Raw genomic sequence first — 14,062 nt, 5'->3', positions numbered from 1 at the left:
GCCACGCTTCAGGATCGAGGGTCGAAGGCGTCACGCAACGCTTCGCCGATGAACACCAGTAAAGAAAGAATCAGCGCCAGAGTGAAAAACGCTGTCAGCCCCAGCCAGGGTGCCTGCAGGTTCTGTTTGCCCTGGCCGATCAGTTCGCCCAGTGAAGCACTGCCGGCCGGCATGCCGAAGCCGAGGAAGTCCAGCGCCGTGAGCGTGGAAATGGCTCCGGTCAAAATGAACGGCAAATAACTCAACGTCGCATTCATGGCGTTTGGCAGGATGTGCCGGACAATCACTTTGCGGTCAGTCAGGCCCAAGGCGCGCGCGGCTTTGACGTATTCCAGATTGCGCCCGCGCAGGAACTCGGCGCGCACCACGTCGACCAGTGCCAGCCAGGAAAACAACGCCATGATCCCCAGCAGCCACCAGAAATTCGGCTCGACGAAACCGGAGAGGATGATCAGCAGATAGAGCACCGGCAATCCCGACCAGACTTCCAGCAGGCGTTGCCCGAGCAGGTCGACCCAGCCCCCGTAATAACCCTGCAAGGCACCGGCCGCGATACCGATCAAGGCGCTGACAAACGTCAGCATCAACGCAAACAGAATCGATACACGCGCGCCGAAAATCACCCGGGCCAGCACGTCCCGCGACTGATCGTCGGTGCCCAGCCAGTTGACTGCAGTCGGCGGGCTCGGTGCCGGTTTGTTGAGGTCATAGTTCGGCGTGTCGTCGCTGAACGGAATCGGCGGAAACAGCAGCCAGCCACCGTCCTTGCGGATCAGGTTCTGCACATAGTCGCTGCGGTAATCGGCCTGGAACGGCAGTTGCCCGCCGAACTCCTGCTCGGTGTGGCGTTTGAAGACCGGGAAATACCATTGGCCCTGATAGCTGACCACCAACGGCTTGTCGTTGGCGATCAACTCGCCACCCAGCGTGACGACAAACAGTCCGATGAACAGCCACAACGACCACCAGCCACGGCGGTTTTTCTTGAAACGCTCGAAGCGGCGACGACCCAACGGCGAGAGCTTGAACATCAGGCATTCCTCGCGGCGAAGTCGATGCGCGGATCGACGAGGGTGTAACACAGGTCGCCGATCAGTTTTATCAGCAGGCCGAACAGGGTAAAGATGAACAGCGAGCCGAACACCACCGGATAATCGCGCGACACTGCCGCTTCGTAGCTCATGCGGCCGAGGCCGTCGAGGGAGAAAATCACTTCGATGAGCAAGGAGCCGGCGAAGAACACGCTGATGAACGCCTGGGGAATACCCGACACCACCAGCAGCATGGCGTTACGGAATACGTGGCCGTAAAGCACGCGACGCTCGCTCAAGCCTTTCGCCCGGGCAGTGACGACGTATTGGCGGGTGATTTCATTGAGAAACGAGTTCTTGGTGAGGATGGTCAACGTCGCAAAACCACCGATGACCAGTGCCGTCACCGGCAAGACCAGATGCCAGAAGTAGTCGGCGATCTTGCCCAGGGTCGACAGCGATTCAAAGTTGTCCGACACCAGGCCGCGCACCGGGAACCAGTTCAGCGAAGTGCCACCGGCAAACACCACGATCAGAAACATCGCGAACAGGAACGCCGGCATTGCGTAGCCGATGATGATCGCCGTGCTGCTCCATATATCGAAATGACTGCCGTGATGTACAGCCTTGCGAATGCCCAGCGGGATTGAAACCAGATAGGTAATCAGCGTCGCCCAGAGACCGAGGGAAATGGTAACCGGCATTTTTTCCAGGATCAGGTCGGTGACCGTTGCGCCACGGAAGAAGCTCTTGCCGAAGTCCAGCTGCGCATAGTTCTTGAGCATCAGCCACAGGCGTTCATGGGCCGGTTTGTCGAAGCCGTACTGTTTTTCTATGTCCTTGATCAGTTGCGGATCAAGGCCACGGCTGGCGCGCGATGTGCCACTCATGGTTTCGCTCGAACCGCTGCCGACATTGGTCCCGCCAATGCCTTGCAGGTGCGCGATCGCCTGCTCGACCGGGCCACCGGGCGCCGCTTGAATGATGACGAAATTGACCAGCAGAATAATCACCAGCGTCGGAATGATCAGCAGCAGGCGCCGCAGAATGTAACCCCACATCAGCGTGGTCCTCCGGGTCTGCCACGGGCGATTTTTTCAGCCGTCATCTGTTGATTGGTCAGCGGCGTGCTGCTTATTTCCCACCAGCTCTCGATGGCTTCGTCGTTGCTGGCCTGCACCGACGGAATGCCGAAACGGTTCCACCAGACTGTCGAGGTGCCCGGCGGGTAGTAATTGGGGATCCAGTAGTAGTTCCATTGCAGCACCCGGTCCAACGCGTGGGCGTAGTGCAGCATGTCGGATTGGGTCGAGGCGCGGATCAGGCCATTGATCAATGTGTCGACCGCCGGGTTTTTCAGCACCATGTAATTGTTGGCGCCCGGATCGTTGGCTGACGCCGATCCGAAATAGTTGAGCAATTCGCCGCCCGGAGAGGTGGTGACGGGGTAGCCGGTGACGATCATGTCGTAGTCGCGGCTCATCAAGCGGTTGACGTACTGCGAGGAGTCGATGCGGCGGATATTGAGGTCGATGCCGATCTGTTTCAGTGTGCGTTTGTATGGCAGCAACAAGCGGTCCATGCCGTTCTGACTGACCAGGAAGGTGAAGCTCAGCGGTTCGCCCTCGGCATTCACCAGCTGATCGCCATCCGGTGTCCACCCGGCCTGCTCAAGCAGTTCAAGAGCCTGCAATTGTTTGTCGCGGATCAGGCCGCTGCCATCGGTTTTCGGCGCCTCGAAGACTTTTGTGAAAACTTCGTCGGGAACCTGTCCGCGCAGCGGTTCAAGGATTTTCAGCTCTTGGGCATCGGGCAGTTCTCGCGCCGCAAGGTCGGTATTGGAAAAGTAGCTTTGCTGGCGGATGTACAGGTTGCGCATCATCTGCCGGTTGCTCCACTCGAAATCCCAGAGCATCGCCAGTGCCTGACGCACGCGACGATCCTGGAACATCGGTTTTTGCAGGTTGAACACAAAGCCTTGCGCCGATTGCGGTGCTTCGGTGGCCAGATGCGCCTTTTGCAGGCGGCCGTCGCTCAGGGCGGGGCTGTCATAGCCGATCGAATAACCGGTGGCGGAGAACTCGCGGTTGTAGTCATAGGCACCGCCGCGCAGCACTTGTCGCGCAACATCGGTGTCGCCGAAATACTCGATGCTGAAATGGTCGAAATTGTACAGGCCGCGGCTTACGGGCAAATCCTTGCCCCACCAATCGGGATTGCGTTCGAACGTGATGCTGCGCCCCGAGTCGACTTTGCCGACGCGATAGGGGCCACTGCCCAGTGGCGGTTCGTATCCGCCACCGCCAGCGAAATCGCGACTCTTCCACCAGTGTTCGGGGAATACCGGCAGGGTCGCGATATCAAGTGGCAGGGTGCGGTTTTCGTTGCTTTTGAAATCGAAGCGCACGGTCAGCGGCGCTTCCACTTCGACACCTTTGACGTCGGCGAACTGAGTGCGATAACGCAGGCTGCCCTGGGTCATCAACAGGTCGTAGCTGTAGCGCACATCTTCGGCGGTGATCGGTTTGCCGTCAGCGAAGCGGGCCTTGGGATTGATGAAGAAGCGCAACGACAGACCGTCGTCCGAGCGCTCCATCTTCTGTGCGACCAGACCGTAAACGGTGTAAGGCTCGTCCATCGAGCGCTGGGCCAGCGGCGAATACAGCAGGCCGTCGATCTGGGTGACACCGATGCCCTTGTCTATATAAGGAAGCACATGGTCGAAGTGACCGATTTCGATCGCCGAGCGGCGCATCGTCCCGCCTTTGGGGGCTTGCGGATTGGTGTAGTTGAAGTGACTGAAGCCTGCGGGGTACCTGGCAGGTTCGCCATACACGGTCAACGCATGTTGCGGTGCAGCGTTCACACCGGCGGCGCCCGACAGCAGGGCGAGGGCGGTGAGCATCAATGTGGGGAAAACCAGTCGCATTGTCAGCCTTGGAACGGGTAGTCGATATGCGCAAGTTGTACGCGAGAGGCGCGCCAGTCGCCAGTCGTATGTGTTGCTGAAATACAACGGCCCACCAAAAGGCGGGCCGTTGGCACAGCAATCAGGCGATGGATCAGTCCTGACGGCTGGTGACTTCCAGCAGGTGATAACCGAACTGGGTCTTCACCGGGCCTTGCACGACGTTGATTGGCGCGCTGAACACGACAGTGTCGAATTCCTTGACCATCTGGCCAGGACCGAACGAGCCCAGATCACCGCCCTGACGGCTGGACGGGCAGGTGGAGTTGGCCTTGGCAACTTCGGCGAAATCAGCGCCGCCTTCGATCTGGGCCTTGAGTTCGTTGCACTTGTCTTCGCTGGAAACCAGGATGTGGCGGGCAGTGGCTTTAGCCATGGGAAAACTCTCCAATCTATTTCAGTAAAGTGCGGAGCCTACCGGATTCAGTGGGCGAATTCTCGGCAAAGTTCCGCTCGTTTGTCAGCAGCCTGTTCAGAGATTCACTGCTCGCAGGCGCGCGGCATGTTCGACGTAAAGCGCAATCGGGTCGAGCAGGCTGGCGACGGTGCCGGCACTGCGGCGCAGAGTGCTCAAGTGGTCCAGCGGATAGTCGGAACGGATAACCTGGCCCAAATGCGAGCTGAAGCGCCCGACGAAGCCGTCATTCTGATCCCCTTCGGTCATGAAATATTGCGAGAGCGCCTGACAGGCGCCTTGAATCGGGTCGAATGATGGCAGGCCTGTTGCAGGCAGGACGCCGCTCCAGGAGTAATAGCGCACACCATTGACCTGTGCGGCACCTTGCCCGCCCCACGTGTGGGGCAGGCCTTGCGGAAACCTGTCGTTGAAGGCACCCACGCCCTCGGTTGTCAGTGCATTGAGTGCCGCCAGGGCGTTCTGCGGCAGGGTGGGGCTACCACTGACCAGCGAAATGAAATCAGCGAACAGTGTCGCCACGTTTTGCGCCACAACTTCCGGCAGTCGGCCCGGCACCAGCGCCTTGCGCAGGAAGTCAGCCAGTTCCGAGCCGTGGTTCGGGCCACTGACCGATGTCACCGAGGCCACGCTGTGTGGCGCAAGCGCCGCAGCATAGCGAGCGGCCAATGCGCCCTGACTGTGTCCGATGAGGTTGACTTTAGCGGCTCCTGTGCCTCTCAGGACGCTTTCGATTTGCTTCAGTAGTTGCTCACCTCTTACTTCGTTGTCGTGAGTGGCGGAGAGGTGGGGAACAAACACTCGGCTGCCTGCTGTTTTCAGAGCGTCCTTGACCTCATGAAACAGCTCGAAATGGCCGATACGCTCGAATCCGAACAGGCCGTGTACCAAAAGCACGGGATAACGAGTTGTAGCATTCCGTTGCATGTTCTTACCTTTTTCGCAGAAGTTCATTGGGGAAATCTGTGGGTCACTCTAAAACACCCGTCCCGCTGAGGAAGTACGAAGAGGCTTCACTTGGCCGTTGAATATGGACTAGGGGCTGTACGACGTTTCGGATACATGTGAAGTCCGAATCGGAAGTTCTGGCCGTCTTACGCCTGCAGTGACTCGATTTTGCGTAGGTTGCCTACTGCGCTCGTAGCCTTTGCGTCATGTATGCGGCGTATTGGGCTGATACCGGTTGCATCAGCAATCTCGTTCAATGTGGGCTGTCGACGCCGTCATGAAGGCAGCGTTTTGTCCAAGGAGTCGAGCCACGAATGAACACCCATGAAATCGAGTTTTGCTACCGGATGCGCCACCCCGTCAGCCCCTGCACAACAAATCAGCTATTGCCTGCCGCAACACTCGACTCACTGGAGGGCGATGTGCTCGACCCTTCGCTGAGTCAGGTCGTCGTTCGTATTGCTCCTTATACAAATATGGCGTGTGGAGATCGGTTGCTGCTGAGATGGGAGGGTCTGGATATCGAGGGCTTTGTTTACCAGCATGAAAAGGTTCGCTATGTCAGCGCGGCGCAAGTTGGCAAAGACGTCATTTTCGTGATCAAAGGCATGCACGTTGCCGCTCTGGATGGCGGCGCTCTGGATATCTACTGGACGCTTGCCAGCGCGGGTCTGCCCGAGCCCGCATTGTCTGCGCCCCTGCAATTGACTGTGGGAGATACGCGTGCGCAGTTGCTTGCTCCGCAGGTCGAGGGAGCAATAAGCGGGACACTGGATCCGGCACGGGTGGTGGAAGGTGTACTCGTCACTCTCCAGCCGTACGGCAAAATGGCGGTAGGTGACCAGGTGTCGTTGATGTGGTCAGGGGACGCCTCGCCGTTGGCGTTCAGCGATCGATTGAAGGTCGAGGCCTTTGCTGTCGCAGAAACCCTTTCCTTCTGGGTACCTGCCGAGTACATCGCAGCGCACCTCGGTGGCGAGGTGACGGTTCGTTACCGAGTCGAGCAGGCGAATGGTGCGGTTCGCGAGTCCGATACTGCGAGAGTTCTCGTCACCCCGTTCTTGCAAAGCGAGCTGGACGCGCCCGATGTGCTGGAGGCAGAAGATGGCGTGCTGTTGGCAGAGGATTCAACTGATGGCGTCACCGTGGTGATCGGCAATGCCCGGACCCAGGAGGGTGAACTGGTCTATCTCAAGTGTGACGGTGATTTTTTCAGTCACAGGGATGATCGCGACATCACTCGGGAAACCGCAGGGAAACCGCTGATTTTTATCGTTCCACAGCGCTTCTGGCGCGAACACCAGGGATCGACTGTACGTGTTTCCTACACGGTAGAGCGATTGGACGATGTCAGTCAGGCGTCCGCGGCGACACAGGTGCGGGTAGAGGCGTAGGTTGAACCTGGCCCACCCTCCGATTCTCTGCTGAACCGGAAGGTGGGCCGTGCGATCAGCCTATGGTGCACGCGCCAAGACGTCGAGCTGCCTGGAGCAGAAGTTGCTCCGTTGCGCTGAAACCCAGGCAACCATCGGTAATCGAAACGCCGTAACGCAGCGATGCACTCAGCGGCTGACAGCCCTCGAAAAGATGAGACTCCAGCATCATGCCGATCAGTGAGCGATCACCCTGCAAGCGTTGCTCCAGGACCTCGTTGAAGACTCCCGGCTGGCGCAATGGATCCTTGCCGCTGTTGGCGTGGCTGCAATCGACCATGATGCGGCTGGGGATTTTCAATCGGTTCAAGTCAGCGTGGATTCTGGCCACGCTCTCACGATCATGGTTGGGTCCGTGGTGCCCGCCGCGCAACACCAGGTGAGTATCCGGGTTGCCTGGCGTTTGAATAATCGCCGGGTGTCCCTGACTATCGACCCCGAAATGCCGATGTGGATGGGCTGCCGAGCGCATGGCGTCAACCGCAACAGTCGCTCCGCCGTCGGTACCATTCTTGAAGCCCACCGGCATGCTCAGGCCGCTGGCCATTTCACGATGTATTTGTGATTCGGTGGTACGTGCACCAATGGCCACCCAACTGAGCAGGTCATCGAAGTAACCCGCAGCCATGGGTTGCAACAGTTCGGTCGCCACTGGCAAACCGAGGCGGATCATTTCCAGCATCAGCTCGCGGGACAGTGTCAGGCCGCCGGCCATGTCGTCACTGCCATCCAGGTGCGGGTCGTAGGCCAGACCTTTCCAGCCGACGGTGGTGCGCGGTTTTTCGACATAGGCACGCATCACCAGCAGCATCTCGCCGCTGACGGCTTCAGCCAGTCGGGCGAGCTTGCCAGCGTATTCAAGGGCGGACTGAGGATCGTGGATGGAGCAAGGGCCGACGATTACCAGCAGGCGCTGGTCTTCACCATTGAGAATTGCGCGGACCGCTTGGCGGTGGGCGGCGACTTGTTGGCTCAAGGCGTTGCTCAATGGCAACTGCTGTTTGAGTTGCAACGAGCTGGGCAGACGCAGGGTCAGTGCTTCGTTGGCGGAATTGAGGGTGGACAGCGGCAGAGCAGAAACGGACGAGTTCATATTCGGTCTTCCTGGGCAGGCGGCGGGTTGTTCCCGCTCGCTCAGCCCTACTGGGGTGTTCGACAATTGGCCGTATTGGCTACATGGGCGTGTTTGCCACCTGTGGGTGACCGATCGGAGGCGGCAGGCTGTCCCGAGCGGAGGCTGGTAAATCGCCAGGCGCTAAAGCTGTCGTAACGGTAATAAGTGGCGTAGTTCATTTTGTGAATCCTCAAAAGTGTCTGGTGTGTTGCGGAAAAAGTCTGGGCCTGAAAAAACAAAACCCCCGATCGGGAAGCCGACCGGGGGTTGAGAAATCTCTGGTAGGCGACCCGTTTTCATGGGCGCCGTGTGGGTATCAGGCGCGCCAGTGGCTAAACCAATACCCAAAATAAAAGCTGACCGGAGCGCAAACGTCGTTCACCCGGGCAGCCGTAACCGAGCGCATGGCGCTGACGGCAAGAAGCTGTGAAAGGGCGTTGAACATGGTCTGTCTCCGATGAATGCGCCGAGCTTACTAGAGCCCGATATGCCTCAGCAATCAGAAATTGCTATCGCGTGAGCAACAAAACGCCTATTGCTTGAGCGCAGCGTCAGTTGTGCCACACTCGGCACTTTGCCTGATGACCATGGAAGAATCATGTCGACACTGACCATTGCCGCTGCCCAGGCAACCTCCATTGCCGGTGATCTTGCCGCCAACATTGCTCGCCATATGCGCTTCATCGAAGCTGCAGCGGGGCAGGGCGTGCAGCTGCTGGTTTTTCCGGAATTGTCCCTGACGGGCTATGAAGGCAAGGAGGCTGCAGCATTGGCCGTCGACCCGCAAGACGCAGTCCTTCAGCCGTTGCGCGAAGTTGCTCGTGAGCATGGCATAACGACGGTCGTCGGCATGCCTGTCCGGTTGGAAAATCATCCTGGAGTGTTGATTGGTGCTCTGATTCTGGGTGCTGATGGCTCGCTCGTGGTGTACAGCAAACAGCATTTGCACCCGGGCGAAGAGCTTGTTTTCGCCCCTGGGTTCGGAGGGCCTGCCCTGGACATCGGCAACCACAAGGTTGCGCTGGCAGTCTGCGCCGATTTTTCCCACGCCAGTCACGCGGCTGCGGCGGCTGAACAAGGGGCTGACCTGTACGCAGCAGGCGTATTGATCAGCGAAAAAGGTTACGCGGCAGACAACGCGCTGCTTCAGGGTTATGCACGGCAACACGCGATGGCCGTGTTGATGGCCAACCACGGTGGCCTTACTGGCGGATGGCAGTCGGCAGGGCGCAGCGCGATATGGTCCGAAAACGGTTCATTGGTCGCTTCCGCGCCGGGAGTGGGTGACCTTTTGCTGGTTGCCCAACGAGACACCGGAACCTGGCAGGGGCGGGTCGTTCCTGTGATGGCGGGCTGAATGACATTCCAGTTGCGGAAAGCGGCGCCAGAGGATCTGGCATTTTCACGCAATCTCACTTGCCAGAACATGCTGCGTTACTACATTCATCATGATCTGTTGTGGCAGGACGAAGCATTCGACGTAGCCTGGTCGGGACGCGAGAACTGGCTGATATTGCGTGATGATGTGGCGATAGGTTTTTTCAGTCTCAGCCGGGACAGGCGGGCGTTATACATTCGTGAACTGCAGATTGCTGAACCCTTTCACCGCCAGGGCGCGGGTTCCTGGGCGATTGATCAGGTTATCGGCATGGCCCACGAAGAGCTGCGGCCGGCTTTGCGCTTGACAGTCTTCGAAAACAATCCGGCGAAACATTTGTATGAAAGAAAAGGACTACACGTACAAGGCGAGGACGAGTGTTTTCTGCGAATGCAGCTGGATATCAGTACACCTGTGCTCTGAAACCCACGGCCGGCAAGCCTTCGATGATGAATTGAAACTTTTTAAATGCTGCTTGCCGCTAGGTCTGTCGGGCACTTTTTGCTAAGGTGTCCGGCATCCCAATAAGACCATATCGCGAGGTGTCTGCTTGATTAGGGTGCTAGTGGTCGATGACCATGATCTCGTTCGTACAGGCATTACACGGATGCTGGCCGATATTGATGGCTTGCAGGTAGTGGGCCAGGCCGAGTCCGGGGAAGAATCCCTGATCAAGGCCCGAGAGTTGAAACCCGATGTGGTCCTGATGGACGTCAAGATGCCTGGCATCGGCGGCCTGGAAGCCACGCGTAAACTGCTGCGCAGTCACCCTGACATCAAGGTGGTCGCGGTTACTGTATGTGAGGAGGATCCTTTTCCTACTCGCTTGTTGCAAGCCGGCGCTGCGGGTTATCTCACCAAGGGTGCCGGGTTGCCGGAAATGGTGCAGGCCATTCGGCTGGTGTTTGCCGGGCAGCGCTACATCAGCCCGCAGATTGCTCAGCAGTTGGCGATCAAGTCCTTTCAACCGTCCAATGATTCTCCGTTCGATGCGTTGTCCGAGCGAGAAATCCAGATCGCGTTGATGATTGTCGGCTGCCAGAAGGTACAGATCATTTCCGACAAGTTGTGTTTGTCGCCGAAAACCGTGAACACCTATCGCTACCGTATTTTCGAGAAGCTTTCGATCAGCAGCGACGTCGAGTTGACGCTGTTGGCGGTTCGTCACGGCATGGTTGATGCCAGCCTCTGACCATGACTGAAGCATTCGATTCCAGCGCCTTCCTGTCGACCGTCAGCGGGCGCCCCGGCGTGTATCGCATGTTCGACAGCGATGCGCGTCTCTTGTATGTCGGCAAGGCCAAGAACCTCAAGAAACGCTTGGCGAGTTACTTTCGCAAGACCGGTCTGGCGCCGAAAACCGCTGCTTTGGTCGGTCGCATTGCGCAGGTCGAAACGACCATTACCGCCAACGAAACCGAAGCGCTGTTGCTTGAGCAGACGCTGATCAAGGAATGGCGGCCGCCGTACAACATCCTGTTGCGCGACGACAAATCCTATCCTTACGTGTTTCTCTCGGACGGACAGTTTCCGCGCCTCAGCATCCATCGCGGGGCGAAAAAAGCCAAAGGCAAATATTTCGGGCCTTATCCGAGCGCGGGTGCCATTCGCGAAAGTCTGAGCCTGCTGCAAAAGACGTTTTTCGTCCGACAGTGTGAAGACAGCTATTACAAGAATCGAACCCGCCCGTGCCTGCAATATCAGATCAAGCGTTGCAAGGCGCCTTGCGTCGGTCTGGTCGAGCCTGAGGTTTATGCCGAAGACGTGCGTCACTCGGTGATGTTTCTCGAGGGGCGCAGTCACGCACTGACCAATGAACTGTCCACGGCGATGGAGGAGGCAGCGATCAACCTGGAGTTCGAGCGCGCCGCCGAGTTGCGCGATCAGATTGCATTGTTGCGCCGCGTACAGGATCAACAAAGCATGGAGGGCGGCACTGGCGATATCGACGTCATCGCTGCATTCGTCAACCCGGGTGGTGCCTGCGTGCATTTGATCAGTGTCCGTGGCGGACGCGTATTGGGTAGCAAAAACTTCTTTCCGCAAGTAGGTATCGAAGAGGACGTGTCGGAAGTCATGGCCGCGTTCCTCGGCCAATACTTCATCAGCAGTCCGGAACGCGACTTGCCGAGTGAACTGATTGTCAACGTCGTACACGAGGATTTCCCGACGCTGATCGAAGCGATTCATGAATTGCGTGGCCGGGAACTGGCCATCAGTCATCGGGTGCGGGGCACGCGAGCGCGTTGGCAGCAACTCGCTGTCACCAATGCGGAGCAGGCGTTGGGCGCGCGGCTGGCAAATCGTCAGCACACCGCGGCACGCTTTGAGGCCTTGGCTGAAGTACTGAAGCTGGATGAGCCTCCGCAGCGCTTGGAATGCTATGACATCAGTCACTCCAGTGGTGAGGCGACGGTCGCGTCCTGCGTGGTGTTTGGTCCGGAAGGTGCAATCAAGTCGGACTACCGTCGCTATAACATCGAGGGTGTCACGGCGGGGGATGACTATGCCGCCATGCATCAGGCCTTGACGCGGCGTTTCAGCAAACTCAAGGACGGCGAGGGCAAGTTGCCGGATATCTTGCTGGTCGACGGCGGCAAGGGGCAGCTATCGATGGCCCGTGATGTTCTCAACGAACTGGCCGTGCCGGACCTGATCTTGCTGGGTGTCGCCAAGGGCGCGACCCGCAAAGCTGGTTTTGAAACTTTGTATCTGAATGATGCGGCGCACGAGTTCACCTTGCGCGGTGACTCCCCGGCGCTGCATCTGATCCAGCAGATTCGCGATGAGGCCCACCGTTTTGCAATTACCGGACACCGAGCCCGTCGCGGCAAAACCCGCCGAACGTCAACCCTGGAGGGCGTTGCCGGCGTCGGCCCAACCCGTCGTCGCGACTTGTTGAAACATTTCGGTGGATTGCAGGAGCTGTCTCGTGCAAGCATCGAAGAGATCGCCAAAGCCCCGGGGATCAGTAAAAAGCTCGCAGAGTCGATTTATGCAAACCTGCATAGCGAGTAGAATGCCCCTTCACCTCGTAGCCAGTTGTGCCGATGAATATCCCTAATCTGATTACCGTTCTACGCGTTCTGCTCATCCCGATCTTCATTTTGCTGTTCTATCTGCCTTATCAGTGGAGCTACATGGCCTCCGCCTCGGTGTTTGCCTTTGCGGCAGCCACGGATTGGCTGGATGGTTATCTCGCCCGCCGTCTCGAACAAAGCACTCCTTTCGGAGCGTTCCTTGATCCGGTCGCCGACAAGCTCATGGTTGCGGTTGCGCTGGTACTGCTGGTGCAAGAGCACGGCAATCTCTGGCTTACGTTGCCAGCTGCCGTCATCATCGGTCGCGAGATTGTCGTATCGGCATTGCGCGAGTGGATGGCCGAGCTCGGCGCTCGTGCTCATGTGGCCGTTTCAAATCTCGGAAAGTGGAAAACCGCTGCGCAGATGCTCGCGCTGGTGATTCTCTTGGCCAATCCAAGGGATTTCAGCTTCTGGGTTGTGTTGGGTTATGCCTTGCTGATGGTGTCGGCCGGCCTGACTTTGTGGTCGATGGTTCAATACCTTCGTGCCGCCTGGCCACATCTGAAAACCGATGTTGAAAAGAAATAAAACTTTTTTGAATCAAAGGGTTGACGGGGCTTCTGAAATCTATAGAATGCGCCACACCAAGCGGGAATAGCTCAGTTGGTAGAGCACGACCTTGCCAAGGTCGGGGTCGCGAGTTCGAGTCTCGTTTCCCGCTCCAATTTGTACAGTGTTTGTTGTTGTGCTACTGACAGCAAATGCTTTGAGGCCGAGTAGCAAAATGGTTATGCAGTGGATTGCAAATCCACCTACGCCGGTTCGATTCCGACCTCGGCCTCCACTATAAACAAGCTCCGTAGATCCATGATTTACGGAGCTTTTTTATTTCCAGTGTGCTGCAAGATTTAGTCTTGAAAATCGGCCATTGCGAACTTGCTTCACTGGGGAGTGATGTATATATTTCCCGCACTGCCGCTAGAGCCTGATCCTTTAGGATTACGACTCGGCAGTTGAACAGAGCAACACCGCGCTACCGCCCGAATGGCGAAACTGGTAGACGCATGGGACTTAAAATCCCCCGCTCGTAAGGGCGTGCCGGTTCGATTCCGGCTTCGGGCACCATCTTAAATCAAGGGTTTGCGGGCGAAAGCTGATGCAAACCCTTGTTTGTTTTCGGCTCGCAATTTTGGACTTGATCCGCAATTCACCTGACCGTCAGTTTTTGCTTCCGTTAGCCAGCACCCAAGGCTGGCGAGCTACTTCGGGTGTAGCCTTCCTTCGTGCTTGTAGCTTCCTTGCCGTTGGCATCTGGGCAGGCACTCGCCGTTCTCTATGCGTTGCCGGGGAAGTTGTCCAGGGCGGAGCTGGTGAGGGCAAGGTTAGCCATTAACCTTGGCCGCCGAGAGCGCACGATCCTCTGTAAGCGGCTGGAAGATCCCTGGGTTTACGCCTGAGTGCAGGTACAGAAAGTAGCGGCCATGCTGGTCGCGCAGGATTCGATAAATCTCAGCTGGTTGCTGCCTGGTGGGTGCTTTGCTTCGGCTCACAAGTAGGTCGTAAGCGGTGATCTGCATGCTCGCAAGAGCTGCTTCGAAATCCGTTGCAACGTCTAGCTTCCATTGCCGCACTTGGCGAATCTTGATAAACAAACAGAACGAAATGAATAACAGCAAACCGATCAGTGCGACAGTTTTCATCCCTTTCTCCAGGGCTACTGTTAGCGATGTGATATGGCTTGGGAAATACCCG

At 57.6% G+C, this 14,062-nt stretch carries 14 protein-coding genes and 3 tRNA genes; 9 read left to right on the top strand and 8 right to left on the bottom strand.

Going from position 1 to position 14,062, the window contains the following annotated elements; genetic code table 11:
* Positions 1 to 8: 8 nt before the first annotated feature.
* The 5 genes from ACVVH8_RS16750 to ACVVH8_RS16730 form a co-directional block, all read right to left on the bottom strand.
* Positions 9 to 1,031, bottom strand: a complete 1,023-nt coding sequence (locus ACVVH8_RS16750) for an ABC transporter permease (RefSeq protein WP_103302334.1) — start codon at positions 1,029 to 1,031, stop codon at positions 9 to 11.
* The gene (locus ACVVH8_RS16745) at positions 1,031 to 2,092 is read right to left on the bottom strand and encodes a microcin C ABC transporter permease YejB (protein WP_475225003.1); all 1,062 of its coding nucleotides are present in this window, start codon (positions 2,090 to 2,092) and stop codon (positions 1,031 to 1,033) included. The genes ACVVH8_RS16750 and ACVVH8_RS16745 overlap by 1 nt, the downstream gene beginning before the upstream one ends.
* Positions 2,092 to 3,960: an extracellular solute-binding protein gene (locus tag ACVVH8_RS16740; RefSeq protein ID WP_475225000.1), complete on the bottom strand. Its 1,869-nt coding sequence runs from the start codon at positions 3,958 to 3,960 to the stop codon at positions 2,092 to 2,094. The genes ACVVH8_RS16745 and ACVVH8_RS16740 overlap by 1 nt, the downstream gene beginning before the upstream one ends.
* 133 nt (positions 3,961 to 4,093) lie before the next feature.
* Entirely contained in the window at positions 4,094 to 4,375 is a 282-nt protein-coding gene (locus ACVVH8_RS16735; RefSeq protein WP_007912303.1) for a peptidylprolyl isomerase, read from the bottom strand.
* Between the two features lie 96 nt (positions 4,376 to 4,471).
* Complete coding sequence (locus tag ACVVH8_RS16730; protein ID WP_103302469.1) at positions 4,472 to 5,341, bottom strand: esterase/lipase family protein; 870 nt, start codon at positions 5,339 to 5,341, stop codon at positions 4,472 to 4,474.
* A 335-nt stretch (positions 5,342 to 5,676) separates the two neighbouring features.
* On the opposite strand from ACVVH8_RS16730, the gene ACVVH8_RS16725 reads away from it, so the two are divergent.
* The gene (locus ACVVH8_RS16725; protein ID WP_475224998.1) at positions 5,677 to 6,756 is read left to right on the top strand and encodes a hypothetical protein; all 1,080 of its coding nucleotides are present in this window, start codon (positions 5,677 to 5,679) and stop codon (positions 6,754 to 6,756) included.
* A gap of 55 nt (positions 6,757 to 6,811) precedes the next feature.
* Here the strand turns inward: ACVVH8_RS16725 and ACVVH8_RS16720 are convergent, their stop codons facing one another.
* Both ACVVH8_RS16720 and ACVVH8_RS16715 read right to left on the bottom strand, forming a co-directional pair.
* Complete coding sequence (locus tag ACVVH8_RS16720; RefSeq protein WP_475224996.1) at positions 6,812 to 7,888, bottom strand: 3-deoxy-7-phosphoheptulonate synthase; 1,077 nt, start codon at positions 7,886 to 7,888, stop codon at positions 6,812 to 6,814.
* Positions 7,889 to 8,225: 337 nt separating this feature from the next.
* Positions 8,226 to 8,354, bottom strand: coding sequence for a hypothetical protein (locus ACVVH8_RS16715; protein ID WP_401297111.1), 129 nt, complete (start codon positions 8,352 to 8,354; stop codon positions 8,226 to 8,228).
* A 153-nt stretch (positions 8,355 to 8,507) separates the two neighbouring features.
* Here ACVVH8_RS16715 and ACVVH8_RS16710 point away from each other — a divergent pair, with 153 nt between their 5' ends.
* The 8 genes from ACVVH8_RS16710 (at position 8,508) to ACVVH8_RS16675 (ending at position 13,435) form a co-directional block, all read left to right on the top strand.
* On the top strand, positions 8,508 to 9,266 hold the full coding sequence (locus ACVVH8_RS16710; RefSeq protein WP_475224994.1) for a carbon-nitrogen hydrolase family protein: 759 nt from the start codon (positions 8,508 to 8,510) through the stop codon (positions 9,264 to 9,266).
* A complete protein-coding gene (locus ACVVH8_RS16705; protein ID WP_475224991.1) occupies positions 9,267 to 9,710 on the top strand; it encodes a GNAT family N-acetyltransferase in 444 nt (147 codons plus the stop codon). It begins immediately after the preceding gene.
* 127 nt (positions 9,711 to 9,837) lie between these two features.
* On the top strand, positions 9,838 to 10,479 hold the full coding sequence (gene gacA, locus ACVVH8_RS16700) for a response regulator transcription factor GacA (RefSeq protein WP_016984198.1): 642 nt from the start codon (positions 9,838 to 9,840) through the stop codon (positions 10,477 to 10,479).
* Between the two features lie 2 nt (positions 10,480 to 10,481).
* Positions 10,482 to 12,305 carry an excinuclease ABC subunit UvrC gene (gene uvrC, locus ACVVH8_RS16695; RefSeq protein ID WP_212809125.1) on the top strand — a complete coding sequence of 608 codons (1,824 nt, stop codon included), beginning with the start codon at positions 10,482 to 10,484 and terminating at the stop codon, positions 12,303 to 12,305.
* Positions 12,306 to 12,337: 32 nt separating this feature from the next.
* Positions 12,338 to 12,898 (top strand): CDP-diacylglycerol--glycerol-3-phosphate 3-phosphatidyltransferase, encoded by a 561-nt coding sequence (pgsA, locus tag ACVVH8_RS16690; RefSeq protein WP_008080159.1) that lies wholly within the window; start codon positions 12,338 to 12,340, stop codon positions 12,896 to 12,898.
* A 60-nt stretch (positions 12,899 to 12,958) separates the two neighbouring features.
* Positions 12,959 to 13,034 (top strand) — tRNA-Gly (locus tag ACVVH8_RS16685).
* Between the two features lie 46 nt (positions 13,035 to 13,080).
* Positions 13,081 to 13,154: transfer RNA gene (locus ACVVH8_RS16680), tRNA-Cys, on the top strand.
* Between the two features lie 194 nt (positions 13,155 to 13,348).
* A tRNA-Leu gene (locus tag ACVVH8_RS16675) sits at positions 13,349 to 13,435 on the top strand.
* Positions 13,436 to 13,692: 257 nt separating this feature from the next.
* Here the strand turns inward: ACVVH8_RS16675 and ACVVH8_RS16670 are convergent.
* A complete protein-coding gene (locus tag ACVVH8_RS16670) occupies positions 13,693 to 14,010 on the bottom strand; it encodes a hypothetical protein (protein WP_475224988.1) in 318 nt (105 codons plus the stop codon).
* Positions 14,011 to 14,062 lie beyond the last annotated feature (52 nt).

Source organism: Pseudomonas trutticola BRTCR10 (assembly GCF_056155105.1).
Note: the sequence above shows the minus strand (reverse complement) of the source record. Positions and strands in the feature narration are given on the sequence as shown.